At 49.6% G+C, this 24,960-nt stretch carries 26 protein-coding genes and 2 pseudogenes; all 28 read right to left on the bottom strand.

All coding sequences use genetic code 11. The features are described from left to right. Positions 1–742 precede the first annotated feature (742 nt). Positions 743–1,192 (bottom strand): NUDIX domain-containing protein, encoded by a 450-nt coding sequence (locus tag ACFQ03_RS18270; protein WP_260982133.1) that lies wholly within the window; start codon positions 1,190–1,192, stop codon positions 743–745. Positions 1,193–1,332: 140 nt separating this feature from the next. After that, positions 1,333–2,049: an MgtC/SapB family protein gene (locus ACFQ03_RS18265; RefSeq protein WP_144938949.1), complete on the bottom strand. Its 717-nt coding sequence runs from the start codon at positions 2,047–2,049 to the stop codon at positions 1,333–1,335. Positions 2,050–2,866: 817 nt separating this feature from the next. Beyond that, a complete protein-coding gene (locus ACFQ03_RS18260) occupies positions 2,867–3,334 on the bottom strand; it encodes a GNAT family N-acetyltransferase (RefSeq protein WP_379289970.1) in 468 nt (155 codons plus the stop codon). Between the two features lie 8 nt (positions 3,335–3,342). After that, the gene (gatB, locus tag ACFQ03_RS18255; RefSeq protein ID WP_144938945.1) at positions 3,343–4,788 is read right to left on the bottom strand and encodes an Asp-tRNA(Asn)/Glu-tRNA(Gln) amidotransferase subunit GatB; all 1,446 of its coding nucleotides are present in this window, start codon (positions 4,786–4,788) and stop codon (positions 3,343–3,345) included. Between the two features lie 15 nt (positions 4,789–4,803). Further along, positions 4,804–6,252 carry an Asp-tRNA(Asn)/Glu-tRNA(Gln) amidotransferase subunit GatA gene (gatA, locus tag ACFQ03_RS18250; RefSeq protein WP_379289993.1) on the bottom strand — a complete coding sequence of 483 codons (1,449 nt, stop codon included), beginning with the start codon at positions 6,250–6,252 and terminating at the stop codon, positions 4,804–4,806. Positions 6,253–6,509: 257 nt separating this feature from the next. Further along, entirely contained in the window at positions 6,510–6,797 is a 288-nt protein-coding gene (gatC, locus tag ACFQ03_RS18245) for an Asp-tRNA(Asn)/Glu-tRNA(Gln) amidotransferase subunit GatC (protein WP_144938941.1), read from the bottom strand. A gap of 251 nt (positions 6,798–7,048) precedes the next feature. Further along, positions 7,049–7,426, bottom strand: a complete 378-nt coding sequence (locus ACFQ03_RS18240; protein WP_144938939.1) for an ATPase — start codon at positions 7,424–7,426, stop codon at positions 7,049–7,051. A 353-nt stretch (positions 7,427–7,779) separates the two neighbouring features. Further along, on the bottom strand, positions 7,780–7,998 hold the full coding sequence (locus ACFQ03_RS18235; protein ID WP_144938937.1) for a hypothetical protein: 219 nt from the start codon (positions 7,996–7,998) through the stop codon (positions 7,780–7,782). After that, positions 7,995–8,366, bottom strand: coding sequence for a YxlC family protein (locus tag ACFQ03_RS18230; protein WP_379289967.1), 372 nt, complete (start codon positions 8,364–8,366; stop codon positions 7,995–7,997). The genes ACFQ03_RS18235 and ACFQ03_RS18230 overlap by 4 nt, the downstream gene beginning before the upstream one ends. Then, positions 8,356–8,886 (bottom strand): RNA polymerase sigma factor SigY, encoded by a 531-nt coding sequence (sigY, locus tag ACFQ03_RS18225; protein ID WP_144938933.1) that lies wholly within the window; start codon positions 8,884–8,886, stop codon positions 8,356–8,358. The genes ACFQ03_RS18230 and sigY overlap by 11 nt, the downstream gene beginning before the upstream one ends. A gap of 470 nt (positions 8,887–9,356) precedes the next feature. Continuing rightward, complete coding sequence (locus ACFQ03_RS18220) at positions 9,357–10,550, bottom strand: M24 family metallopeptidase (RefSeq protein WP_379289964.1); 1,194 nt, start codon at positions 10,548–10,550, stop codon at positions 9,357–9,359. A 299-nt stretch (positions 10,551–10,849) separates the two neighbouring features. Beyond that, complete coding sequence (locus ACFQ03_RS18215) at positions 10,850–11,332, bottom strand: hypothetical protein (protein WP_144938929.1); 483 nt, start codon at positions 11,330–11,332, stop codon at positions 10,850–10,852. Between the two features lie 209 nt (positions 11,333–11,541). After that, entirely contained in the window at positions 11,542–11,967 is a 426-nt protein-coding gene (locus ACFQ03_RS18210; RefSeq protein ID WP_379289962.1) for a hypothetical protein, read from the bottom strand. 19 nt (positions 11,968–11,986) lie between these two features. Beyond that, a complete protein-coding gene (locus ACFQ03_RS18205; RefSeq protein ID WP_186328402.1) occupies positions 11,987–12,133 on the bottom strand; it encodes a hypothetical protein in 147 nt (48 codons plus the stop codon). Positions 12,134–12,241: 108 nt separating this feature from the next. Further along, positions 12,242–12,394 (bottom strand): hypothetical protein, encoded by a 153-nt coding sequence (locus tag ACFQ03_RS18200; RefSeq protein ID WP_186328401.1) that lies wholly within the window; start codon positions 12,392–12,394, stop codon positions 12,242–12,244. Between the two features lie 34 nt (positions 12,395–12,428). After that, entirely contained in the window at positions 12,429–13,325 is an 897-nt protein-coding gene (locus ACFQ03_RS18195) for a hypothetical protein (RefSeq protein ID WP_379289960.1), read from the bottom strand. Between the two features lie 13 nt (positions 13,326–13,338). Continuing rightward, positions 13,339–14,274 carry a type II secretion system F family protein gene (locus ACFQ03_RS18190; protein WP_379289958.1) on the bottom strand — a complete coding sequence of 312 codons (936 nt, stop codon included), beginning with the start codon at positions 14,272–14,274 and terminating at the stop codon, positions 13,339–13,341. A 4-nt stretch (positions 14,275–14,278) separates the two neighbouring features. After that, complete coding sequence (locus ACFQ03_RS18185) at positions 14,279–15,661, bottom strand: ATPase, T2SS/T4P/T4SS family (protein ID WP_379289956.1); 1,383 nt, start codon at positions 15,659–15,661, stop codon at positions 14,279–14,281. A gap of 12 nt (positions 15,662–15,673) precedes the next feature. Next, positions 15,674–16,588: an AAA family ATPase gene (locus ACFQ03_RS18180; protein ID WP_144938919.1), complete on the bottom strand. Its 915-nt coding sequence runs from the start codon at positions 16,586–16,588 to the stop codon at positions 15,674–15,676. A gap of 49 nt (positions 16,589–16,637) precedes the next feature. Next, entirely contained in the window at positions 16,638–17,339 is a 702-nt protein-coding gene (locus ACFQ03_RS18175; protein ID WP_379289954.1) for an SAF domain-containing protein, read from the bottom strand. Positions 17,340–17,560: 221 nt separating this feature from the next. After that, on the bottom strand, positions 17,561–18,169 hold the full coding sequence (locus tag ACFQ03_RS18170) for a TetR family transcriptional regulator (protein ID WP_144938915.1): 609 nt from the start codon (positions 18,167–18,169) through the stop codon (positions 17,561–17,563). Positions 18,170–18,248: 79 nt separating this feature from the next. Then, positions 18,249–19,406, bottom strand: a complete 1,158-nt coding sequence (locus ACFQ03_RS18165; protein WP_379289951.1) for a YhgE/Pip domain-containing protein — start codon at positions 19,404–19,406, stop codon at positions 18,249–18,251. A gap of 217 nt (positions 19,407–19,623) precedes the next feature. After that, the gene (locus ACFQ03_RS18160; RefSeq protein ID WP_144938911.1) at positions 19,624–20,244 is read right to left on the bottom strand and encodes an MBL fold metallo-hydrolase; all 621 of its coding nucleotides are present in this window, start codon (positions 20,242–20,244) and stop codon (positions 19,624–19,626) included. Positions 20,245–20,300: 56 nt separating this feature from the next. Further along, positions 20,301–20,864 carry a thioredoxin family protein gene (locus tag ACFQ03_RS18155; RefSeq protein ID WP_379289949.1) on the bottom strand — a complete coding sequence of 188 codons (564 nt, stop codon included), beginning with the start codon at positions 20,862–20,864 and terminating at the stop codon, positions 20,301–20,303. A gap of 104 nt (positions 20,865–20,968) precedes the next feature. Next, positions 20,969–21,445 carry a nuclease-related domain-containing protein gene (locus ACFQ03_RS18150; RefSeq protein ID WP_379289991.1) on the bottom strand — a complete coding sequence of 159 codons (477 nt, stop codon included), beginning with the start codon at positions 21,443–21,445 and terminating at the stop codon, positions 20,969–20,971. A gap of 51 nt (positions 21,446–21,496) precedes the next feature. Then, a pseudogene (locus tag ACFQ03_RS18145) lies at positions 21,497–22,102 on the bottom strand (DedA family protein); the annotation flags it as partial. Between the two features lie 252 nt (positions 22,103–22,354). Beyond that, complete coding sequence (locus ACFQ03_RS18140; protein WP_144938902.1) at positions 22,355–23,305, bottom strand: aldolase catalytic domain-containing protein; 951 nt, start codon at positions 23,303–23,305, stop codon at positions 22,355–22,357. Between the two features lie 1,051 nt (positions 23,306–24,356). Continuing rightward, a pseudogene (locus tag ACFQ03_RS18135) lies at positions 24,357–24,960 on the bottom strand (transposase); the annotation flags it as partial.

Below are 24,960 nucleotides of genomic sequence, written 5' to 3'. Positions count from 1 at the left end.
CTCAAACAGTTAAAAGTGCGAACCTCTATTTTGTAAGGATCATACTGCCGACAAAACCTGCAAAAATGCCAAAACCCGCGTCGTTACGCCGGTGCGAGTTTCCCGGGGGTTTTCATGTGAGCTATAGGTTCGCACTTTGTTCAAACTAGACCTGATTAACGCATTATTCACTAATATTTTGTAAATATTTCCAAGTAAAGTAACCTATTGAAAATAAAGCCTTCAAACTTTTCTTTCCAAAACCAGATCGCACTCCTGCTTTACCTTCTAAAGTTACGAAGTCAATTAAAGGAGCAATGCCATCAAGGACCTGCAAAAGTGCAGGTCTTCAGAACGATTTTAGCCAAAAACAGCAAAAGACGTGCAGTTGTGCAGGTAAATTCAGCCATTTTACTAATTTTCAGCGTTTTGCGGAAAATCACCTGCACTTTTGCTCGTCATTCCCGAGATTTACCGGAATGACACAAAAAGACATGCACTTTTGCTTGTCTTTGACGTTTCGTCGGTAGCGCATTGGAACATTCCCGCAAAGACATATACTTTCGCTTGTCTTTGCAGCAGCGTCGGTAGAACACGCCTGACGCTCCCATATTAGCCTGCGCTTCTGCTCGTCTTCGCAGCTAGTCCAGTACAGCGCATCAGACGCTCCCTATAAGCATGCACTTTTGCTTGTTTTGAAGCAACACCGCATCGTGCTCTCGTTCGAATTTGCGACGCGAATGGAGAAGCTATTTCCGGCTTACTAATATCGCCGGACTTCTAACCAAGAGGGCGAAAAAGCCTCGAACATCGTAAAGCCCCTGAGGAACCTGTCCACTTGTTTCAGAAGCTCGCCCTCCAATGGCCGCCAACCAACCTCCTGCAGAAATGGCATATCCCAGCCCTCATACTCGGGATCGTATCCGAGGGAAAGCTCGCCTTGTGCAACCTCTGCTAGGAAAGTAATCGTGGAAGCGTAGCCCTGCCATATATGGGGGAAGACTTCGACACCAAGACACTGCAAAGGGCGGACGGATAAGCCCGTCTCTTCCTTGAGCTCACGCACTACCGCTTGTTCCGGGCTTTCCCCGGCTTCTATTCCTCCCCCGGGAAAGCACCAGTAGTACTGAGAAATATAATGGTCGTAATGGCGAGCCATCAGTATTTTGCCCCGGTCGATAATGATTGCCTGAGCCCGTTGTTTTCTTATCAATGGCCGATCCCCCAGTCTAAACCAACTTCATCCCTGCCGCACTGCGGAGTCCACGCTAACCTTTTCTATCCACGGCAGCAATTTAACTCCACAAAGCTACCAGCAAGGAAGGCTTGGAGACGCGAATCCGAATGAGCCTTCTAAGCGGATTCCACGCTGACCTTTTCTATTCCCGGCAGGAGCTTCATTTCTTCGGTAATGGTGATCAGCAAGGAAGGCTTGGAGACGCGAATAAGGATGGACAGCGTCAGCCGCTCATGTTTTTCCGCATTCTCTTCCGATTCCCAATCGTTTTCTTCCATCGAAATCTGACGGATCGTGATTCCTTTTCTCTCCAAATTGGACGAGATATGGGTCAGAGTTCCGTGCTTCTGGTTCGTCACTAGTTTCAGCCAATAGGTTCGCCGGTTCTCGAAATATTTCTTCTCTACAATATTCAGTGTCCACAGGCTAATCAGGACTACCGCCGTAGAAAGAAACGCCGCGTAGTAGAAGCCTGCCCCTACCGATAATCCGATAGCCGCGGCTACCCACAGTGAAGCTGCAGTCGTCAGCCCCGTTATGGAAAAACCGTTGCGGATAATGGTTCCCGCTCCGAGAAAACCGATCCCGGGAATAACCTGTGCGGCCAGACGCGCCGGATCCAAACGAACATTCCCTTCGTCCACAAAAGCAGAAAAACCGTACATGGAGAGGAGCATGAGCAAAGCCGATCCGACACAGACAAGAATATGAGTCCTTAAGCCCGCCGGGTGATTGTTCTTCTCGCGCTCCAGACCAATTAACCCTCCCAGGAGAAGGGCGAGAACGAGGCGGATGGTTAAATCCAGCGGTTCAATATGCCACGGGTCCACAATACCCCCCCTTTCTTCAAAATCACTTGCAATCCGCTTATATTTGTAATGATTCAGCCTTAAGTCGCTAAATTAGCATATGACCATTTAACTGCAACCATACAATCTTCTATCTTTATTGTCAAACCTATGAAGGCAATGTTGATTTAGTGTCTTGATCGGGTCGGGTAAATGATTCGCTCCCGGGCCCCCACAATGAAGACGGATAACGCTCCTTTTCAGCAAAAACAGCCGTTGCCCCTTTTGAGAAGATAGTCTTATAGTAATAAACGGCTCAAAACCATATTCTGTTCCTGAAAGATCCGTCGCCTCCATGATGACTAGATGGAATTTATGCAGTTAGTTCATGCTTTGATCACCAGATAACCGGAACTAGATGGAAAACCTGCAGTTAGAAATGGGGATTGGGAGGAAAAGATTAGATTTGGTCTGAACTAGCTGTATGTTTTCCCGTTAGATTGCAATAAATCGTCTAATTCAGCGTATCTAACTTCATAAAATCCAGTTAGCCCCCCATGCCTCTGACTGCGGCACCGGCGGATGATGAAAATAGCCGGATTTTCAAGGTAGTTTTTCCGGAGTCTACTCACAGAGATAGGAAATCAGGCACTGTTTTCTAGGTTGGGCTAGGCTGAGCCAATAAAAAAAGCTTCTATTGAAGCCTTCTCGGAGAAGTCGTCGAATCCATCTTTAGCAGAAGCTTTTTATGCCAATAGGAATCTTTGTTTACATTGTATTAACACTGTAAAGAACTTGAAGATCCCTATGTGGTAAAACAGCCGGTATTCACCGGCTGTTTGACAAAGCTTATCAAATGGATTTATCGGGGCACGGTCTTCATTAAACGTAAGAGGACGAGGCCGGGAGCAACCTCCCGGCGGCTTTCCTCCACATACCCGTGCTTGGTGTAAAGACGGATGGCCGGTTCATTCCTGGCCGCCGCCGTAACGAAGAAGCATGTACACTCCTGCTCCTGCTGTTCAATAAATCGCAGCAAGGCAGAGCCTATCCCTTGACGGAAGCGGTCGGAACGGACCATCAGACGGCAGATCATCACCGTTTGGCCCTCTCTCTCGTAGGCTATGGCCCCGGACAATTCCCCATCCGTTCCTTCCGGGAAATAGCCATAGAACCTCTCCTTGGATTCCATTAAAGACGCTATGGTATCCTTCAACGGCGGAATATCATCGTATTCGATCCTCTTCGCTTCGACCAGATAAGAATCCATCTGAAGCCGAAGTACACGAAGAGCTTCTTCATTATTGGTCAATCGAATCCGTTCGATCATCTCTTAATCTATTGCTGGAGGCGTTCCATGATCAGCTTGTTGACCACTCCCGGGTTAGCCTTGCCCTTGGTTTCCTTCATAACTTGACCTACGAGGAAGCCGACGGCCCGGTCCTTGCCGGCCTTGAAGTCAGCCACAGACTGAGGATTGCTGTCGACCACTTTATCGACGATCGCCTTGATGGCCCCTTCGTCGCTGATCTGAACGAGCCCTTTCTCCTCGACGATCTGCCCGGGCTCCTTGCCGGTCTCGATCATTTCTTTGAAGACGGTCTTGGCAATCTTGCTGCTGATCGTCCCTTTCTCGATCAAGCCTATCATCTCGCCCAAGCCTTTGCCCGTAATCTTAACATCGGACAGTTCCAGATTGTTGGCGTTCAAATACCCGAGCAGTTCACCCATCATCCAGTTGGAAACGGCTTTGGCATCCTTCGTATACCCAAGGCTTTCTTCGAAGAAGTCAGCCAGCTCCTTGGACGAGGTCAGAACCTCGGCATCATAGCTAGGCAGTCCATATTCGCTCGTATATCTGGCCTTCCGCGCATCGGGAAGCTCCGGAATCGAATTGCGGACTCGGGTTTTCCATTCGTCATCAATATGCAGCATAACCAGGTCCGGATCCGGGAAATAGCGGTAATCATGAGCCTCTTCCTTGCTCCGCATGGAGATGGTTTTCCCCTGCGCCTCGTCCCATCTGCGCGTCTCCTGAACCACTTTCTCTCCCCGGTCGAGCACTTCCGCTTGGCGGATTTCCTCGTATTCGAGTCCTCTCTGAACCCCGCGGAAAGAGTTCATATTCTTAAGCTCGGCTTTCGTTCCGAACTTCTCCTGACCGTATGGACGGATGCTGATGTTGGCGTCGCAGCGAAGCGAGCCCTCTTCCATCTTGACATCGGACACTTCACAATATTGCATGATCGCCTTAAGCTTCTCCAGATAAGCTCTGGCTTCTTCCGGCGTACGAATATCCGGTTCGGAAACAATTTCGATCAGAGGCGTCCCTACACGGTTGAAATCAACCAGGGAGGCATAGCCTCCGTCTACGTGCTGCAGCTTGCCCGCGTCCTCCTCGAGATGCAGGCGGTTGATGCCGATCCGCTTCGTCTCGCCGTTCACCTCAATCTCGATCCAGCCATGCTCCCCAATCGGTTTATCATACTGGGAGATTTGGTAAGCCTTCGGCGAATCGGGATAGAAATAGTTTTTACGGTCGAATTTCGTATCGGTCGCCACCTGGCAGTTCAAGGCCATGGCCGCTTTCATCGCGTATTCCACCGCTTGCTTATTCAATACCGGCAGCACACCGGGATGCCCGAGACAAATCGGACATGTCTGGGAATTGGGCGGAGCTCCGAACGATGTCGAGCAGCCGCAAAATATTTTCGATTTCGTATGAAGCTCAACGTGAACTTCCAGCCCGATCACGGTTTCGTATTTTTTTGCTGTGGTAGTCATCAGTTTCGCTCCTTCCTACAATTGCGGACGCAGCTTATGGAATTCGGTGTTCTGCTCGAACGCGTGAGCGACACGCAGCACCGTAGACTCGTCCAATGCTTTGCCGATAATTTGCAGTCCTACCGGCATACCGTCCACCAGACCGCAAGGAACGCTTATCGCGGGAATTCCTGCCAGGTTGACCGGCACTGTTAAAATATCGTTCAAATACATCGTCAGCGGATCATCGACCTGGCTGCCTATTTTGAAAGCAGGCGTAGGAACGGTAGGTCCGACAATGACGTCATATTTGGCAAACACGTTGTCAAAATCCTGCTTGATCAGCGTCCGCACCTTCTGCGCTTTGACATAGTAAGCATCATAATAACCGGAGCTTAATGCATAGGTTCCGATCACGATTCTCCGTTTGACCTCCGGTCCGAAGCCCTCGCTGCGCGAGAGATGGTAGAGATCCAGCAGATTCTCCGCATTTTCCGATCTCTTGCCGTAACGTACTCCGTCAAACCGGGCCAGGTTCGAAGATGCCTCCGAAGAAGAAATCAAATAATAAGCCGCCACCGCATATTCGGTATGAGGCAGGGAAACCTCTTCCCATACGGCCCCTTGGGCTTCCAGCACTTTAAGAGCGGCCAATACGGCTTCTCTTACCTCCGGAGCCACTCCTTCTCCGATATATTCTTTAGGCACACCGATTTTAAGCCCTTTGACATCCCCGGTAAGTGCGCTGGAATAATCCGGAATAGAGACGTTCGCAGAGGTGGAATCCATCGGGTCATGCCCGGCAATCGCCTGCAGAACATAAGCTGCGTCTTCCACGTTCTTCGTCATCGGACCAATCTGGTCAAGCGAAGAAGCGAATGCGACGAGACCAAACCGGGACACCAGCCCATAGGTCGGCTTCAGCCCTACAATTCCGCAGAAAGAAGCCGGTTGGCGAATCGAACCTCCCGTATCCGATCCCAGGGAGAAATAAACCTCTCTGGCCGCTACGGCCGCAGCCGATCCACCGCTGGAACCGCCAGGAACATATTCCGTATTCCAGGGGTTATAAGTCGGATGGAAAGCGGAGTTCTCGTTGGAGCCTCCCATAGCGAATTCATCGAGATTCAATTTACCCATCAGAACAGCCTGCGCTTGCTTCAGCTTCTGCACTGCCGTCGCATCATAAATCGCCTTATAATTGGAGAGGAACTTGCTCGCACATGTAGTGAGGGACCCTTCCGTAAGCATATTATCCTTGATTCCCGCAGGAAGTCCGAACAGCAGCCCCTGCTCCCCTCCCGAAGCTAACTGCTCGTCCAGCTCGCGGGCAACCCGCTTCGCATTATCCTCATCCACCTGCAAAAAGGCTTGAATCTTCCCGTCTACTTCTCCAATACGGCGAAGCGACTGTTCAACCAGCTCGGTCACGCTAAATTCCTTGCCGGCCAGTCCTTTATGTATTTCTTTTAAAGAGCGATCCATCAAAGACAACTCCGTGTCCTCCTTTCAAAATTGGGCAATGACTGGAGGTGCGGTGATATACCCGAGCACTTCGCGCCGAATTAGGACAATCGACACGCTCTTATCCTCCGATTTCACCAATCATTCTCAGGTTGAAATCCGGGATAACAGCCTATGCTTCCGAAAGCCGGATTTCTCACGAAAGCTTGTAGACCACTGCCGCTTTCCAGTTTGTATATTTGTACTTGCGTTCATTAATTTCGCCTGACTTCAAGCGGCTATTCCAGAATGGCAGGAACTTTAAACTGTCCTTCTTCTTCATCCGGCGCATTAAGGAACACTTTATCGAGCGGAAGGGACGGGCGAACCTCATCTTCCCGCATAACGTTGGACATCGGAACGACATGGCTGGTCGGCTCGACTCCATCGGTATCAATCGAGTTCAATTGCTCCGCATATTTCAAAATGGCGTTAAGCTGACCGGTAAAGGTCTGCTTCTCCTCCTCCGTCAGATCGAGGCGGGCCAGTTTGGCAACATGCTCAACATCCTGCATGGATATACTCATCTGTACGACATCCTTTCTAGGTACAATCATTCTTTTTATTATATCTCAGTTGTTTTTCTAACTCAATCATCAGCTTGTCCGTCGTTCCAAGGGAAGGGGAGAGCGGCACGGCAAAAAAAGGCATCCTTCCAAAGAGCGGTTAACGTCTTCTTCAGAAACATGCCTTTCTACAAGAAAGATCGGGCATTCCCGTTAATATACGCAGCTCTTGCCGTCCCGGAAAAATGTCGTGTCCGATGCGGCCGGCGAGATTAAATCCAGGCCCTCAGGTTGATTTGCTTGATAAAATCCTCCCGGGACAATACTTCCTTATCGCTCTCCGTCTCCAGCTCCAGATCCTCTCCGTTCAGGACCCGGCGGAACAGTTCCTCGTTCTTCGTAGCCAAAGCGAAGTCGATCAGAGCTTCTCTCTCTATCCGATCCGCCTCCTGCTGAATCAGAACTTCCTCCAGTTCAATATCCGCAGCCGGAACGAAATAATGTTTGTTCACTTTCGGAACCCGTATGACATAATCGAAGATATTATCCGCATTACGGTCATAAGCGATTATATATCCATATTCTCCTATCGGCAAATTCTGCTCGAGTTGATCGTCCACTATACATATTCTTTGACCCAATCGAAGCATTTGTTCTCCCCCCTTGCCCCTAGCGGCCGTGTCTGAAAGCGTGGCCCTGTTTCCATAAATAATAGATTATGGACTCTATCCTACTAAAAAAAGATTACGGTGTCCAATGGAAATTCGCGTATCCTGTTCCACACCTCATCCTTTTCTTCTTATTATAATCTATTATTCGGCAAATTAGACCGTGTTCGTATAGAGAAACCCGAACATCGACATATTTTCTGCAGGGGCAGCCGATTTCCTTCGCAAAAAACAGCATATGCACCATATATCATGACGGAGCCGAATAAGCCTATAACACCATTGGCCACATGGGATCAGAACTCCCGACATGAAGCGACGGCGCGCCGATCTTTTTACCGCTTATCTTCCTTTCTTCTGCGGAAAATTTTAACCACAAGAAACAGATATAGTATACCGGGTAAAGGAATGGTCGTCAGCCCCCATATCCCCCAGAACCATGGGTAGCATTCCCTCTTCCTTGCATCCAGAAAGAGCCATGTGCTCTGTACCAGCAGAAGCGGGATAAGGAGAAGGAAGATATAGGGGGACACTTCCGTAAATTGCGGCTTCATGCGCCCACCTTCCTTCTTCGTTGGATCCACCATAGTGCAGCCGGGACTAACATACAGGCGAATATTTGAAAGACCATGTAAACGGAAGGGATGTTCAGCATAGATGCGACGGTCAGGCTCAGAACAATAGCGGCGATGGTAAAGAACAACAGCAGATCACGAACCAGCTTCTTTCTCAACTGCTTGCGATGCTGCAGGATCTGTTCCTCAAACCAATGAAGGTTGGGGGAAAATACCGGGACCGACTGTTCAAGCTTATCCAGACCCTCCCGCAATTCCTTGACCATCTCGCTATCTATTTCATTAACCTCATTCTCAAGAGCCTTCTCGGAGCCGGACAAGCGGCTGTCTGTCGGTTTACTCTTCATCTGCGTTCAACTCCTTCCTCAGCGTTTTTAAACCATGGAACACCCGGGATTTCACGGTTCCCGCAGGAATGGACATCATTCGGGCAATTTCATCGTAGGCATAGCCGTAATAATGCTTAAGAATAATCGGAATCCGATATTCATAAGGCAAACTATGGACGGCATCCAGCACTTCCGGCCAATCCTCCCCTTGCCGGGCCATATGCCACTTGATTTTGCGCAGGGCCGCTTCCTGATCCAGCCACAGCTTCTCCCGCTTCTTCCGGCGCAGCATGTCAATATATAGCCGGGTAGCTATAGTCATAAGCCAGGAAGAGAAGCTGGATTGCCCATTGTACAGCTTGATCTTCTCCATTGCTTTCATCATCGTATCCTGCGCTATATCCTCAGCTATATGAGGCTCCATGGTCACTTTGATTAAATAGCGTACCACCATGGAATAATGGCTCTGGAGGAGAATAGCGAGCGCATGGCTGTCTCCCGCCTGAGCTTTCCGTATCTGCTCCCGCTCCTCAGACAATCCTTACCCTCCATTCGGCTTCTTCTGCGATCAATCTGGTTTTCCTACTGTTATTGTGGTTATTTTTACACATTTTCATCTTGCGAAGCTTCTAGTGCCCGTCGAGAAACCTGTGACAAAGCTTCGCTTCTTTTTTGCCGCATTCAGCTATGATGGAAAGTTCGGCCCATACGGCAAGTATAGCTGTCCATTCCATTCGCTTCATTCTCCAAAACCGCTGATTTTCGACCCATGGGCCAAATCATCCGGTTCATCCAATAGTACGAACAGCTAGAAGCCAAAGTTCATTCCGAACGAAAAAAAATCTGCCGGAGCATTTCGCACTGCACGAGACTCCCAGAGCGTGGTATATGACGTCGCGCGACGGTGGTCAACTATATGTCTCAGAGAAGCGGTCGCATTCGGAAACCTATTGGTCAAAAAAGAAAAACCAACCAGGCGGTTCCTGATCGGTTAGTAAATGGTGCACATCATCTTCCGCCCAAGCGGATAAGTCCTTCGCGCGAAACAGACAGCTTCTCGAATCCGTCATCGGTAATCAGATAAGTATTCTCTATCCCGACGACTCCGCGCTCGGGGAACGTGAACTTGGGCTCGATCGCAATTACCATTCCGGGCTCCAGCGGGAGACGGAATCCTCGCGCCAGCACCGGCAGTTCATCTACCTCCAAGCCGATCCCGTGCCCGAGAAATTTCACCTGATCCTGTCTGAAGCCCATATAGTGCTCGCTTAAGCCGGCCTGCTCGGCGAGCTCCAGAGATTGAATATACAATTGCTCGCAGGAGGTGCCGGGGACCAGCTTCTCCTCCGTGCGCCGTAAAATATGCTCCGCCACCCGGTAAGCTCTGTCCAGCTCTTCATCCAATTCGCCGATGACCATCGTTCTCGTCTGGTCAAAGACGTAACCGTCTATGCAGCAGCCAATGTCCACGAGGATAGGCTCATTCGGTCCTATCGTTTTGTTCCCCGAGCTCTGCGGGCTTGCAGGGCCCAGACCTTCTCCTCCCGCCGGTCCGTCAAAATATGTCGGAATGGCCATGGCTCTGCCCGAGCCCACCATTCCCGTAATAATCTCCTGATTATAGCCTCGCATTCTCATAAGCCCCATATGACCGTGCTCACGCATCGTCGCCTCGATCACCGTCATTAGCTCGACATCCCTCATTCCGATCCTAGCAGACGCGGCCGCCTTCTCGAAGGCAAGATCGGTCACGACAGCCGCTCTCCGGATCGCCTCGATTTCCTCCGGCCCCTTGATCATGCGGATTTCCCGCACCAGCATCGTTCCGTCCTTCCATTCCACCATAGGGATAGCCGCTTGAAGCCTATGAAATAATTGGACGGGAAGCACATCGAATTCGGTCGCGATTACAGCTTTTCCTTCATTCGAGAACAATGAGGGATAGCGGGCCTTTAACCGCTCTCCCAAGCTGCGCAGAGACCCGAGCTCCTCGACCTCGACACCGGATTCCGACTGCGCACGGGTCAAGCTCCTGCGGACATAAAACACGGGATTTCCTTCTGACGGTATAAACAAGAACCCGGTCTGCATCGTTCCGGTAAAGTAGTAGATATCCACATTCTGCGTCACCAAATAACCGTCGATCTGCTGAGCTCTCATCCTACTCATAAGCTTCTCGCGACGGGTCATAAACACATCCATTCACAGTCCCCCTGTTCGGTTTCATGCATAATCTTCGTCCATTTCATGGTTTCATTATACACAGAACCAGGAGGTCAAGCATCCTCTGAGGATAACCGGAAACAGCGCACTTATGACTGTTTTTCTTGAAGAAACGCCCCATCGTTCCCCCTGATCAACCCGCGATTACAAATATATGATGTCAGAACAACAGGGTGCGACGTTGAAAACTACTTCAGCTTGTCCGGTCCGATCAATTTCACAATCCTCGCACTCGTATAACGATAGAATGTCCTGTCCCGGATTTTGGCCAGTATTTTTTAGAACGTCAGTTCGGAGGAGCTTTTGATTTCCCACGTAATCGGCCCTAACACTTGGAACGTACGGGGAAACTCCAGCCGGATAATCATTACGACTCCGGGACGGTGGAACAAGACCGAGTAATCGTATAACGGATTGGAATATAGATAAGGAAATGTCTTATCCTCATTAATGACTTCAAAGGCCAGAAGCTCCACCGGCTGGCGCAGGAACGTTCCCGGAAGCGGGCGGTTGGCGGAATCCAAACGCAGGTTGGCCTGCAAATAACGGTCGGCGGTTTCCCTGGCCCGAACAGGATCAATGGAGATAATCCCCTGCGCCAGCTTGGCGTTATTGACTTGCTGGGCTGCAGCATGAGTTGCATAGTTCAGGGCATGCTTGGCGTTAAACAGAGTATGCATAGCCAACTCCTCATCGGTCTGAAGAGCTTGCATCGTCATATAGAAACCTATTAGCAAAAAGAACAACAGGAGCTTATTCATCCATCACCCCGCCCCTTCCAGCTTCTTCGTTCTATCGCGCGGCACCGGGCCGGGAATAACAAGTGATAACGGTTCTCGGTTCTTCAAGGATAGGAGTCCGGCGTTCTAAGAGAGATCAATCCGCCGGTTAGAAGGCTCGTTGGAGCCTTTAAGCAGCTTTTCCGGTTGACAAGACATTCGGATCCGCTTCTAGCCCCTTGCTGCAAGGGTCAGGGAACATACTCGCTCATCTTCATTCCTACCGCCGCCATTAATGATCCGTCGTCAGGGGGGATCACACCGACCAGCCGGTCAATCGCAAATAACCCTCCATAGGGATATGTAATCATCAATCGAATTCCTTCGCCGCGGGGCACGGGCTCGGCCGCACGGGTTCCTCCCCTTCCATGGGTCGTCGTCACGATATAGTTCAGATCCGCGCCGACGAAGCCTCTCTCCGCCAGCCTGAGCCTGGATTGTCCAATCATTCGCGCATCAATGTAGCCATAGGCTCCGCTTGCTCCCACCTCCAGCAAGTAATCGACTTCCTTCTGCAGAACGGCTTGTCTCGTAATAATCACATGCTTATATACCGGAGCGAACATAAACCAGCACAGCATCGATACGAACAGGATAAAAACCAGGATTTGCTTCATCTATTACCACCTTGGTTCCTTACGGATTTATGCTCTCAATAACGGAATTGATCCGCGAGCCGCCGGAGCGGACCATCTCCTCTGTTCCGTCCTTTCCTCCTACCGTTGAATTGAAAATAAGAATGACTGCCAGCAGCAGCAGCAAAGTTATCAGTAACGATCTCATGACCGTATGGCGACGAACCTCCATGCCGTAAGGTCAGGGAGAAGCCGCCTCTCCTTTCCGCGGGATGAATTTGCCCCTCCTCAGCATAGGCAGAGTTTATCTGCCAGTTTAGGGGTGAATCAACGATTTGATTTCGGTGTTGATCGAAGTTCCTTTATCTTCAATCATCTTCTTCGTTCCTGTAGTATCATTGGTTATCACGTTAGTAAAAATGACAACGACGACAATCAGCAGCATAACGGTCATTAATATATTTCTCATTCAAATCATCCTTTCCATTCGATATCGGAATTGTTCATTGCAAGGTTTGAAACAGCTTCTGTCCTTCCTGCACCCATGGATAAATAAACAGGCGGAACGTGTTCAGGATCGGAATGCCGGCCAGGACGAACAGCACGTAAGAAGTCGTTTCCTTCTTGCTTTCCTTGTACAAATCGATTCGTTCCTTGTAATCCGCGATTCTTTGCCGAAGAAGCTCATAATAGGCATCGTTCTCATTAAGCCGCAAAGAACGGATGGTCTCGGAGAAGCTGTGCGCCTCCTCGGTTCCAAGCCTATTCTTGAATTGAATCACGGCCTGTTCCGCATCGTGGTACCATTCGTTGATCAGCAGTTGAAATTCTTTGCGGATCGTGCGGGTATACGGCAGGCATCGCGTCAGCTTGCCGTGCAGATTCATTCTGGACCCGGTATAGTAAAGCAGCTGATTGCTGACCGTATAGATTTCTTTAACGATCCGATGCGCTCTCTGCTTCTGAATGGCTTCCAGCAGCACACGGTCGAAGTATATAAGGAACAGCAGAACGATAGAGCCGGCCAGAACATAGGTCCCGGGAATATACAAGGTAAGGTAGGGCCTGCGAAGAGCGAACCATCCTGCCAGGCCGGTGACAACAAGTAAGGCCTGCAATATTTTTTTCCATAGCTCATACCAGAACACCGAAACCGGAATCCCGCAGCCCAGCAGCAGTTGTTTCCGCTCTTCAGCCATCGATCCTTCCAATGCAACGCGAAACCATTTCAGCAATAACGGCGGCGGATGCTCCCCGCGGAAGAACGGCTTCGCCCGCAGCCTTCTCCTCCTTCCCGCAATGAAAGAAACCAGCAGGAAATAAAACGCCATGAAACTAAGGGTAAACAACAGCCCGTTCAATAACCAGTTCATCCACTGCAACTCCGGGACAGCCTTCATTCCTCTCCTCCTTTCACATTCGTTTCATAGAAAGGTATACTCCCATCAGAAATCCTGCGAAGATAAGCAGTAAGGCATCTAACAGCATATTGCGGCCGGCGGCGTCTACGAAATAATAGTAATAGGCATTCTCATAGTTGATCCGGAAATTCACCAACAGAAAGACGGCCAGGAAGCACAGAGGCGAGAAGCTGGCAATCCGGATTTCGAGCAGCCGGTTGCGGGCGATCTGATCGGCCAATTTGGCCTTCCGCATATCGTCGATCAATTCTTTCAGATTTAGAGTTACGTCATTCCCCTCGACAATAGCAATTTTAAGAATACTTGCCATATAATCCGCCCACAGATGTCCCAGAGACATCTTGAATATACGCAGCGCGTCGTCAACCTCCCGGCTCATCGACAAATTGCGGTGCAGTTGTTCAAACACAGGCTTCAACGGATAACGAATCCGATTTTCTCTCAAGGCCCGATGAAGAACATTGCGGATATTCGGATGCGGGTCCAACAAATAGGTTTGATAGACAATTTCCACAGCCGGCAGAAAATCCATCCGCGATCTCAACTGATTCGTAATCAAGCGCATCCGCAGCAATAAGTAAGGGAAGGAAGACGCGATAAGACAAAGCGCAAGGATTCCCTTAACCGAAGGGAAGAAAAGCACCGCCGTAATAAACCCGGACAAGAACAGCACTAAAGAAGTCGTAAGCAGCATGGGCAAAGTAAACCGGGAGCCCGTAGATTCCAGCAAATCAGACAGATGCCGGTAAAGAAAGCCGCTTCGCTGCAGAAGATCAGTCAATCTGCTGCCGAAGGCGGCATTGCGAACATGATGAAGCCGGATTCTCGCCATTTTGCGGTTTGCGGCAACGAGCATAACTCCCCGAATCCCTGTGTAGATTAAGATAAACAATAGCAGCAGGAAAGCTGCTTTGGCGGCAATCAGCATCCGTTCACCCCCCTATGGCCCGCAGCCCTTCATGGCCTGCCGGATCGTATTTCCTTATTCTGCGCCAGGCTCTTTCGGAGAAGCGGAGGGGGTACCGCCAGCCCTTCCGCCCATAATCATAGACGGCCAGATCGCGAACCTTCACCTCCCCTTCGACGAATTCAAATTCACCTATCCTGACAATTTTTCGCTTACCGTCCACCATCGCCATCTCAATGCCAATTTGAGTAACATAGTTTGTGATCCTTTTGGCCAGGCGCAGCGGGTCCATTCCCCGGGAATCCAGCATGCACATGTCGGTAATCGCCTCCGGCACATCCTCCAGTTCATTAACGTGCACGGAAGTCATACTTCCCTGGTGCCCCCTCGTACACGCCCGAACGTATATATTGGCGTCCTCATCCCGGATTTCGGCATGTATAATTCTCTGGGGCGATTGGCGGAGCGCCAGCTTGAAGGCTTGCTGTCCGTTATGCTTACGGTCATCCTCATCGATTTCGTATTCCACAATGTTTTTGTTAGGGAAGTCACGCTTCAGCATCAGCTCGTATCTGGATTCGATCGTAATGATTCTCTCATCCTCGGGCAGTTCCGCAATCAGGGCTTTCATCAAGTGAGTCTTACCGGAATTGGTCGGGCCGATAATGACAAGATTAAAATAAGAACGGATAACACACCGCAGCAATTCCATAATTTCCCCACTCATCGTCCCGTAACGGCTCTGACAAAGCTCCTCAAGCCGAAAGCGCTGAACGGTATAAAATCGGATCGTCAAAGTCGGAACCGATGTATAGCCGAACCCCGTCATCGTTACTCGCGAACCGTCCCTGAGCATCACTTCCGCCCATCTTTTGCGCGGATTTAATGAGTCATTATTAAATAACACCAGATTCTGCTGGATTCTCTCCAGTTCTTTAACAGAGTTCAACTGGTACGGCGACGGCCTCACCTTGCCGTTACGGATTTCAAAAATGTTCCTGCCCACGACCTGAATTTCCTCGAGCCCTTCCTTCTCCTTCAGGATAAGCTCCAGTTCCCCCAAGCCGATGACTTCGGCAAATATCGCCTCGGCTATTGTACTGTGCTTCCGGTTAGGAGGCGGCATGTCATGGATTCTTCGCTTGGCCAGCTGGTCCCGGATAATGGCGAAAATTTTCAAGCGGTCCTCCTCATAGCCCAAAACCGCACGATTGAGCATTTCACCATACTGCAGCTGTTCCTCTTCGGTTCTTCCCTTGGCCGCTACCAATTCGCTGCGGATTTCCTCCGTCCAGCGGTAGAACTCCTGAAGCTGCCTGTCCCCCCTCGCACCAAGCCCTTCATTGGAAGACGGGTGATCTTCCCGGAGCTTATTCGCATAGGCAAGGACGGAAAATTTCTTCTCCACAGCCACTCCTCCTTAAGAGATGGCCCGCGGAATCCAGCGGCCAAGCCAGCGCTTCTTGCGGGACAGATCCGTAGCTTCCATATTCCACTGCTCCAAAAATTTGCGGGGAATCCTCGCTATCGCTTGATAAAATGGATGATCGCCCGCCAGCAATTCCATCAGCTTGCCCTGATTCAATCTTTCAACCGTTTCTTCGCGCCTTGGCACCTGTGAGATAATCTCCAGGCCGGTTTCCCTCTGAATATCTTTCATTCGGATGCCGCCCGCTGCGGAGGCTTTCTCCACCTGATTGACTACCAGATGGAAGGTTTCCGGATGAAGTCCGAACATCGGTGCCATCGTCAGCATCCAGCGCTGCAAGTCCTCCTGAAAGTGAGTGAGATCCGGTGTGGTTACGATGATTCTTGCATCCGCTTCCAGCAATGCCACGACCGTTGCAGCGTTATCCCAATAAGCATTTACCTCAACAATGCACAGGTCGAATGCCGACCGGGCCGCAATCAACAGATGCTCGATATCTTCCGGCTGATAGAATTCCGCCTGCTCCCGCAAGGAGCTTCCGAAGAGCACCGACAGTCCCGGCACTCCGGGAGCCTGAACGCAGTGGCGGAGCAGCCTCTGGCGGGTCAGGCTCTGCGATTTCAGATCGGCCCGCAGATGATCCAGCGACGATGATACCTCATTCATTCCTATATAACGGTGCAGCTTGGAGCTCTTTAAATTCAGGCATAGGTAGCCCACCGACAAATGTGCGCATCGCGCGGCGCAGACAGCAGAACCATAAGAAAGAAGGGTGGTTCCGATGTTCGGCGTCGTTCCCAAATAAACTATCAATTTATTATCTCCGGAAGCCGTTCCCGTTCGGACGGAATGGGCTTGACTTGCGCAGATTTCCGGTTCCTTGTCTACCGTCATATGGGTATCCATTTTTCTGTTATCCTCCTTCTGTCTCACGGCCGGCTTCAGGCCGGCCTCCTTATCGCTCTTCAATGTCCGACATATTGCTGAAAGCGATAACCAGCTTTCCGTCTTGATTGCGGCAAGCGTCATCCATTCTCAGCCACTGCTCCTCGGTCAAATTCAAATTAATCTGTTCGATGTTGCCGTTGGCCTCGCGACGCGAAGCGTACATCTTCTCCTCATCGCCATTCAGCTTCGATAGGAAATGGGTATTGTTCGGATCATCGACCTCTATGTTGGCCGCCGACTTGACGGAAGCAACTACAATCTCCTCCTCAAACATGATGCGTGGGCCTGCTTTGCCGGACAGATAAATCCGTACCCGGTCCCCGGCACGGATCCCGTTGGAGATCGACAATATGTATTCCTTAGGCACCTGGAAAGTGTACTGGCCTTCTCTTGGAAGCAGCTGAAACCGGTCAAGCTTCCAATGAAGGATCGGTTCGTTCGTTCCCAGAGGTACGACTGCCTCCCTGCCTATCACCTCTTCCGCCCTGGAAGCCATCTGTTCGTCATAAGAACCGATGAATATGGGCTTCATCTCGATCATATCGGACGTTATCAATGTTCCTGCCTTAATGAAGCTCTTGGGAACGACAACGTTTGTCGTCTGCTGCAGCTCCACCTGACGAACCTGAAGCAAGTAAACACCATAAACCAGCAGACAGGACAATATCCCTGCAACCAGGCTAATGAGCAAATTCCGCCTTCTGCTCAATCCATCCATCACCTCCTTCGCAGATGGGCGCCCCGCTTCGCCGAAAGACAATTGTCCTGCAGCGAATGCGGAACAATAAAACAAAAAAACGCAAACTCGCGGATCTTATCCGTAAGCTTGCGTTCTTCGCAAAGTCATATATTCATTTGTAACATAATATACCAGAGCCTATTGGAATTTTCAACCGATTGTTGACATATTTTTTCTATATTTTACAAAAATCAACCCTGCTTCTCCAATAGATCGGCTGCTCCCAACCCTCTGAAAATATATTCGGTCGTATCTCTGACCAGTTCCTCGAAGCTTGGCGGACCTTCCTGGAGAAGCGGAGAAAAATAGTCTATTTGCTTGTGAAGCAGAAGCACCCCCAGAGTGAACATAAAGGTTTGATCCAGCGAGCGAAAATGGAAGATTCCCTGCTCCCTCCCTTTTTCAAGGAGATCTCGGAATGCAGACCACAAAGGTAAAAAGTGCTTGCGAATCATATCTATTCTCGGAGAGGCCGTCAAAATTTCCTGCTGCAAAATCGTAATCAGATCGCGGTCGCTCATTCTAAAACGGATGATTTCCTGTATAAGCAATCGAAGGGCTTCCGCAGGAAGATCTTTGAAGGCTTCAATCTCAGCTATACGATGCTGCGGAAGAAATTCGTTGAACATGGCATTGAGCATATTTTCTTTTCCTCCGAAGTGATAGGAAACCAACGCAACGTTAGCGCCCGCCTCATCGCATATTTGTCTTACACTCGTCCCGTCGTATCCTTGGCGGGCAAACAGCTTTTTGGCGGCCAGCAATATTCTTTGCTTAGCATCAGGCTCAGGAGTTGTCATTTGCTTCTCCTTTAACAGTTTTCTTCTATTATGAACTGTACCCGGGACTTGTTGCAAGAGGGTGCACAAGGCCCTCAGGCTAAACAACGGCTCGGCTTATGCCCGGAAGCTCCTCCTTCTCCCGGCGGATTGCGACAGACAACACTCCAACCGCTGCGCTTATAACCATAATAACGCACAGCATGCGAATGGCCGATCCGGTTCCTTCTCCTCCGAACAACAAATTCATAACTCCTTCTACGGCATAAGTGGCCGGAAGCAGTTGGCCTATGCCGCGATACGTATCGGACAATAGAACGGCAGGAACGAGCGCCCCCGATGTGACCAATTGAACGGACAGGCCTATAATATTGAACAGCATGCCGCCCATACCAAAAAGCAAAACAAAAGCCATTGTAAACAAGATAAATGTGAACAGGAAGAGAGACTGGAAGGCCCAGACGGTCCAGAAGCTGCTGTTAAAGGTCTCTCCCAACAGCATCACCATGGAGGTGCCCACAAGAGATACCGTAAGAGCCGTACAAATACTGATTAGAAGCAGGGCGGAATACTTCGCCCACTTGCTAAATCCTGCCCCTAACGCCTGCATCGATTGAAACAAATTCATGGAAAACAGCATCGAACCGACGAAGGAGGCCAGCACCATCATTAACGGCACCATCGAATCGGACATCCTCTCAACCGGATGTAAGCTTTGGATTTCCTTGGCCACCCGCGCGCTCACCCCGGCACTGACCGCCTGTGCCTGCCCCTCCGGCATGCCGGCTTGAACGAGAACCGCTTCCACTCCCGCAGTAGTCACTTGCTGATTAATCGTTGAAGTTATTTCCAAGGCTATGTTCTGCATAATGCTTTTGACCATAGTGGGATTGGATTCGTTGATAATGAATTTAAGTGAAACAGGTTCTCCTCCGGGCAGTCTCAGCCGTTCTTGGAAGCCGGCCGGAATTGCGACCACCATCTGTGCTTCCCGCTCATTCAGCATAGCTTCGGCATCCGTAGTTGTATCGGCAGCTTTGGTTTGGAAAGGCAGCGTCCGAACGAGAGTCTCGGCGAGGGTGGCGCCCGCCTCCTGATCTTCGTTAACGATGACAACGTTCAACTGATCGAAATGATCGTTCACTTCCCTGTATCCCGTCATCCATACGACACTGAAAACAAGCTGGAACAGGATCGCTACTGCAATGCCGGTGATCGATGTTTTCTGTTTCAGAAATGCTTTGATGATCTTATACATAATCCTTCACCTCTGACTTAATTAAATGTTTATTTAAAATAAATGTTTGTTTAAATATACTTATAAATAACATAATTTGTCAACCCCCAATCCCCTTAATTCAAAATGGAATAAAAAAGAGGATGTGACGAAAGCGGGTGGCTTCCGAAACATCCTCGTTGCTTGCAAATGGCGTCTTCCGACTTTTGTTGCCTCAATCCCTTACTGCACCATGAGGCTACAGGTAAGGGTTATTTTCTCTTTCATAGCCAATGGTCGTCTTCGGCCCGTGCCCCGGATAAACCTGAATCGAATCATCCAGTTCAAACAGCTTGCCGTGAATGGAATCCATCAAATCATTCCAATTGCCTCCCGGCAAATCCGTTCTTCCCACGGACAAACGGAATAAAACATCCCCGCCGAACAGATGGCTGCCCACGAGAAAACTTACGCTGCCCGGAGAATGCCCCGGAGTATGCAGCACCTGAAAGGTAGAGCCCAGAAGCTCCAGAGTCTGTCCTTCATCCAGCGCATATTCTGCCGGGTCGGTCTGAATCGGTCCGCCGATTTCCGGCCAGCGAGCCGAGCCGTTCTTGTTCGGATTGGTCAGCCAGTCCGCCTCCGCATCGTGCAAATAAACGGGACACTGCTTCAGCTTGCGGATTTCATCCACCCCGCCGATATGGTCGAAATGGGCATGAGTCAACAGGATGGCTTCCACTTCCAAATCACCCAGCTTGCGAATCAGCGCCTGGGGGTTCATCCCCGGATCGATTACGACCGCTTTGGTCCGTTCAGGATTGGTCAGCAGATAGGCATTCGTCTGCAACGGTCCCAGCGTTACCACTTCTATGTTCATCCAGTCTCGCTCCTGTTCTAGTTCTTGCTGCAGAATAATTCCTTTATTTCTCCTCTTCAAAATGACGTAAGCAGCTCGCGCAGTTCCTTCACAATGACGTCATGATAACCGGTTCCTTCCCCGTACTGCTTAAGCATTTCCTGCCGGGCTACCTGGATTTTGTCATTGTAATCCGGGGCTTCGCGGTCCGGGTTGTTTTGCTTAAATTCAATCATAATCGCCTGCACGTGTTTAGGACGCGGTCCCCATTGTCCGAGCACATTCCCGCTGCCATCCGCAAAGATAACGATCGGCACGGCACGGCCGCCCATCGTCAGAAATTCATCCATCGTATCCAAATGCTGTTCCATTATGAGCACATCCACAGGAACACCGCTGTTCTCCAAAGCCCGGAATACGACCGGTATATTGCGAACAACATCGCCGCACCAATCGGCCATAAGGATCAGACAGCGAAGGTCACGGTCGCGAAGCGATTCGAAAAACTTCCGGTCGTCCTCGCTCTTCCAGCTAAATTGGTTGTACCACTCCATAAATTTGTCCTTGTTTTTCTCCATACCGTCCATAAACTGCTGAGGTGTAATCCCCTTGCCGATTTTAGCTGCAACACTTTTAGCCATATGCCTACCCCTCCACTTGAATAGTTTACCTGTTGTACCCATTGTATCAGAATGTACAGCAGGGTGCATAGACCGGGGGCACGGCTTCCGGGAGTCTGCCCCTTTTAACCTGTATTCCTTCCGCTCCCGGCTTCCATTAGACTCGCTATCTCCTTTACTTCAGCCACGGATAGCAGCTTTTTTGGTTTATAGCTTTGAATAAATTCCGTCAGCTGATCCGCTCTTACGGCGGTAAAAGCAGGCATTCTCCCCTCCAATCGGCAATCCGGATGAACGAAGCACAACAGGCCGACAACATCGGCTTCCAACCGTTTGGAGCGAAGCTTCTGCTTCAACACATATTCGTTGCGGTACAGAAGACCTGTGGCATCCTCATAGCCTTTCTCCTCCCCACGCTGGATTCTCTCGGTCGTGAGCCGGATTATCCCCGCGGAACCTTCTGTCCGGATATGAAATACTCCGTTTGGCCCGATGGCCAAATGCTCGATCACCTGCGAACTGCCACCGGCTGTCACCCGTTGGGAATGTAACACGATATAGCTGCTGCCGAGCTCTAGAAGTCGTTTCTCGTTCTTGTCCATTTCCTGCTCTCCGGACACGGATGTTTCTGCCGTATTCCCTTGTTCATTAACGGAGAGCTGCTTCCTCCTACGGAATATTTTAATGACAATATAAAGCAGTGTCAGAGCGACGGACACCCAGATGAACGGTTGTACGTAGGGGCCGGCAATATCGCCGATTTGCTCGAAGCTCTTGCCCAATTGCCCCAGCTTGAACCCAAGAAAAACGAAGAGAATGCTCCAAGGAATAACCGCCATTGCAGTATAAAGCGTAAAACGGCCTAACGGCATCTTCGCCATACCCGCCGGAATAGAAATCGCATGCCGTACTACCGGAATGAAGCGCGCTGTAAAGATAACTCCGGTTCCGTAACGGTTAAACCAGGCCTCGGCCATATCTATATGTTTGTCATGAATTAGCAAATACTTGCCGTATTTCTCCAGAAAAGGCCTTCCGCCGTACCGCCCGATCCAATATACAAAAATCTGGGCGATGGTTCCCCCGATCGTGCCGAAAATGACGGCTTCCGTAAAGCTGACGTTCCCCCGATATACGAGCAGACCACCATAAGCCAACACAATCTCGCTTGGGATAACCTCGATCATCAGCCCGAGCATAATCCCCCAATAGCCCATAGAAGTCATGATTTTTAACAGCTCATTAATCAATTCAGTCATGGCCACCCTACTTTCCCGCTGAGATTTGTTTATCGCTTGAAGTGTTGTCCACTTTTATAGTATACATACTTCTGTGTCCTAAGAAAAAGAACGGGACGATTCCTACGCCTCAAAGCATGCAGAAAACCCCCGTCAAAAGCGAATGAATGATGTTACGGAGAAGAAGCGCAACGGACAAAATATTACGAATCCACAGCAAAAAGCCCCCTCGTCCTTTAAACAAGGGGGCTGCATTAGTCTCTTCGAAAATGCTTATTTGACACCTGCCGGTTCGGGAGAAGTCAACGTATCATAAAATTCCACAAAGCAGTCTTTCCGTTCGCTGTCGCGAAGGGCCATGGCTACCCGAGGATGCTCGTTGAGCGTACCGGAAATCATGTACGGAATGATGTATCCCCATTCCCATTTCTGTCTCATGGCAAGCATATGTTTTTCAATAATATCCAATACCGGGCGCAAACGATAGTTCGGGTTCTTCAAGTGGCTTACCAACAGCTCGGTAGGGCAATTTCCTGCCGCTCTGCCCATGCCGTATACGGAGGAATCGAGATAGACCACTCCTTTATTTTTGGCTGCCAGTGTATTCGAGAAAGCAAGCTGCATGTTGTTGTGCGTATGGACGCCTAGCTGCTTGCCGGGAAGCATCTGCCCGAATTTATCGGCGAGATGCTCTATATCCTTGTAATCCATACTTCCATACGAGTCTACAATATACACGATATCTACCGGGCTCTGTGCAATTTCCGCAAAGGCTTCGACCAAATCATGCTCCAGCACATGGGACAAAGCCATAATATTCAAGCTGGTTTCATAGCCTTTCTCATGGAATTGGCGCACCAGTTCCAGAGCTTTATCTACATCCTTGATATAGCAAGCCACCCGGATTAGATCGAGCATGCTTTGTTCACGCGGTAATATGTCATTCTCGTCCACACGTCCGATATCGACCAGAGCGGACAGCTTTGTGCGTTTCTTCTCAGGAATGACTTCTTTCAGAAAGTTTTCATCCAGAAAACGCCAAGGTCCGGAGTCCGCCCCTTTAAGCAGCTTGGGCGAGTTTTTATAGCCGATCTCCATATATTCAACCCCGGCTTCATTAAGCCCATTATATAAATCGCGGACAAACTCCACGCTGAAATCCCAATTATTGACCAGACCGCCATCCCGAATAGTACAATCCAAAATTTTGCATTGATCTCTCATTTCTGTTCCATCCCCCATTATCGCTATTCTCTATAGCCAGGAAGCGGTTAGACTACCCGCAACCCGACCCTCCGTGAACAATTCTTCCTCGAAACTTCTCGATACAGAAGATATCCAGCCATTGCTTAAATGATTCAACATAACTTAAGATGATTCAACTTTGCTTAGATGCCATAACCGTTGCCTCGATATTCAGTTATTGCTTCTCCACTTTCAAGCTTTTTGGCTTTTATGCTTTTATCCGTTAAAGATAGATGAATCTGTTATAACATGACGATGATTGTTTTGTCAACGGAAATTGCACGATCGATTATGAATAAACGTGGTTACATACCCTTTTGCTTATAACCTGTTTGAATTGCATATTGTGTATTGTGTATTGTGTATTGTGTATTGACCTCTCCTCTTGCTGTTTAAATACTATCTCGCATTGGTCGAGAATTTGATATAAATTCCCTTTCTACGGGCTTTTGACTATTATCCCATTGGCTCAGAATAACTAGAGAACGTGACAAAAATACAATCTGTACGCTGCATGGCCCCACTTGAAAGCAAATGCGGGGACATTCGAAATAATCGATACCAATTATCCCTGTTTCGAACATAGTGAAAAAAAAGCTGCTGCACCATACGACATAACGAAAAACAGCACACTATATGCCATGTAACCACGAAGCTTGCATACATGTGTACCATAGAAAGCGGCGAAACTAGCCAATGATGTTCTCAATAGAGATAATGAAGTCTACTGTCCCGAACATGCACATAAAAGAAGCCAGCCCATTTATGCTCGCAATTAATAACAAAGTAATATACGTGCACCATAATAGATAGAGTAATTGCCTATTATGTTACTCAGGAAAATGACGAGGTCTCCACCCTGGACCATGCGGCATACCGAACTGCACATCATGCTCGCAAGTACGTGCACCAAAATAGATAGAGTAATTGCCTATGTTTCGCAAGAATGACGAGGTCTCCCATCCTGGACCATGCGGCATACCGAACCAGATTATATCACGCTCGCAATCCCCTTCTCCCTTTTCAATTCTCATGGCCGAGATAAGCTCATTTCCATCGATAGCCTTATACAAGCACGGGCGAGATGTTCAAAAATAGGTACGTTCTGCAATTGTAAATTCAGACGAAAACAGAATTCATCCAGGTAATGCTGTAAATACTTCGGTCCGATCCCGTTAAATACTCGATTGGTCCACGCTCTCGCTTTGCGCAAATAATTCCGCAGGGAAGGAACGCGTTGATAATGGTAGCGCCTCGTCTCGATATCCACATCGAGCGCATCCGGGCTGACATGCTCCTTGATGAAGTGCTCGCCCGCAGACCGATAGATTCTGCCGTCCTCCATATCTTCCGGACGAACGGTTTTGATTTTGACCTGCTGAGGTACAGCTCCTTTGTCCAAGGAAGCAACGACGAATACAGGCCTCTGTTCGGGATAGAGCCCTAAGACCGACGCAGCACTGCGGAAAGGGCGATGAAAAGCTGTGCCTCCCTTCACCACACCGGTAAGCGGCTGCTTATGATCTGCTTGAGACAAAGCTTGGCGAATCTTGTGAAGGATCGCCCAGGCGGTTTTATAAGTGACCTGCAGGAATGAACTGAGCTGAACGGCATTCGTGCCTCGCTCGGTATTG

Source organism: Paenibacillus residui (assembly GCF_042677205.1).
Lineage (GTDB): Bacteria > Bacillota > Bacilli > Paenibacillales > NBRC-103111 > Paenibacillus_L > Paenibacillus_L residui.
Note: the sequence above shows the minus strand (reverse complement) of the source record. Positions and strands in the feature narration are given on the sequence as shown.

What these genes read in the sequence shown, in the direction of transcription:
- ACFQ03_RS18260 (WP_379289970.1), bottom strand. Translation starts at nt 3,334, where the DNA reads ATGATCGAACGGATTCGATTGACCAATAATGAAGAAGCTCTTCGTGTA.
- ACFQ03_RS18190 (WP_379289958.1), bottom strand. Translation starts at nt 14,274, where the DNA reads ATGCTGATTGCCGCCAAAGCAGCTTTCCTGCTGCTATTGTTTATCTTA.
- ACFQ03_RS18235 (WP_144938937.1), bottom strand. Translation starts at nt 7,998, where the DNA reads ATGAAGCCGCAATTTACGGAAGTGTCCCCCTATATCTTCCTTCTCCTT.
- ACFQ03_RS18180 (WP_144938919.1), bottom strand. Translation starts at nt 16,588, where the DNA reads ATGGATACCCATATGACGGTAGACAAGGAACCGGAAATCTGCGCAAGT.
- ACFQ03_RS18150 (WP_379289991.1), bottom strand. Translation starts at nt 21,445, where the DNA reads ATGGACAAGAACGAGAAACGACTTCTAGAGCTCGGCAGCAGCTATATC.
- gatC (WP_144938941.1), bottom strand. Translation starts at nt 6,797, where the DNA reads ATGAGTATATCCATGCAGGATGTTGAGCATGTTGCCAAACTGGCCCGC.
- ACFQ03_RS18165 (WP_379289951.1), bottom strand. Translation starts at nt 19,406, where the DNA reads ATGTATAAGATCATCAAAGCATTTCTGAAACAGAAAACATCGATCACC.
- gatA (WP_379289993.1), bottom strand. Translation starts at nt 6,252, where the DNA reads ATGGATCGCTCTTTAAAAGAAATACATAAAGGACTGGCCGGCAAGGAA.
- ACFQ03_RS18205 (WP_186328402.1), bottom strand. Translation starts at nt 12,133, where the DNA reads ATGAGATCGTTACTGATAACTTTGCTGCTGCTGCTGGCAGTCATTCTT.
- ACFQ03_RS18220 (WP_379289964.1), bottom strand. Translation starts at nt 10,550, where the DNA reads ATGGATGTGTTTATGACCCGTCGCGAGAAGCTTATGAGTAGGATGAGA.
- ACFQ03_RS18140 (WP_144938902.1), bottom strand. Translation starts at nt 23,305, where the DNA reads ATGAGAGATCAATGCAAAATTTTGGATTGTACTATTCGGGATGGCGGT.
- ACFQ03_RS18240 (WP_144938939.1), bottom strand. Translation starts at nt 7,426, where the DNA reads ATGCTTCGATTGGGTCAAAGAATATGTATAGTGGACGATCAACTCGAG.
- ACFQ03_RS18195 (WP_379289960.1), bottom strand. Translation starts at nt 13,325, where the DNA reads ATGAAGGCTGTCCCGGAGTTGCAGTGGATGAACTGGTTATTGAACGGG.
- ACFQ03_RS18155 (WP_379289949.1), bottom strand. Translation starts at nt 20,864, where the DNA reads ATGGCTAAAAGTGTTGCAGCTAAAATCGGCAAGGGGATTACACCTCAG.
- ACFQ03_RS18215 (WP_144938929.1), bottom strand. Translation starts at nt 11,332, where the DNA reads ATGAATAAGCTCCTGTTGTTCTTTTTGCTAATAGGTTTCTATATGACG.
- ACFQ03_RS18210 (WP_379289962.1), bottom strand. Translation starts at nt 11,967, where the DNA reads ATGAAGCAAATCCTGGTTTTTATCCTGTTCGTATCGATGCTGTGCTGG.
- ACFQ03_RS18160 (WP_144938911.1), bottom strand. Translation starts at nt 20,244, where the DNA reads ATGAACATAGAAGTGGTAACGCTGGGACCGTTGCAGACGAATGCCTAT.
- ACFQ03_RS18230 (WP_379289967.1), bottom strand. Translation starts at nt 8,366, where the DNA reads ATGAAGAGTAAACCGACAGACAGCCGCTTGTCCGGCTCCGAGAAGGCT.
- ACFQ03_RS18170 (WP_144938915.1), bottom strand. Translation starts at nt 18,169, where the DNA reads ATGACAACTCCTGAGCCTGATGCTAAGCAAAGAATATTGCTGGCCGCC.
- gatB (WP_144938945.1), bottom strand. Translation starts at nt 4,788, where the DNA reads ATGACTACCACAGCAAAAAAATACGAAACCGTGATCGGGCTGGAAGTT.
- ACFQ03_RS18200 (WP_186328401.1), bottom strand. Translation starts at nt 12,394, where the DNA reads ATGAGAAATATATTAATGACCGTTATGCTGCTGATTGTCGTCGTTGTC.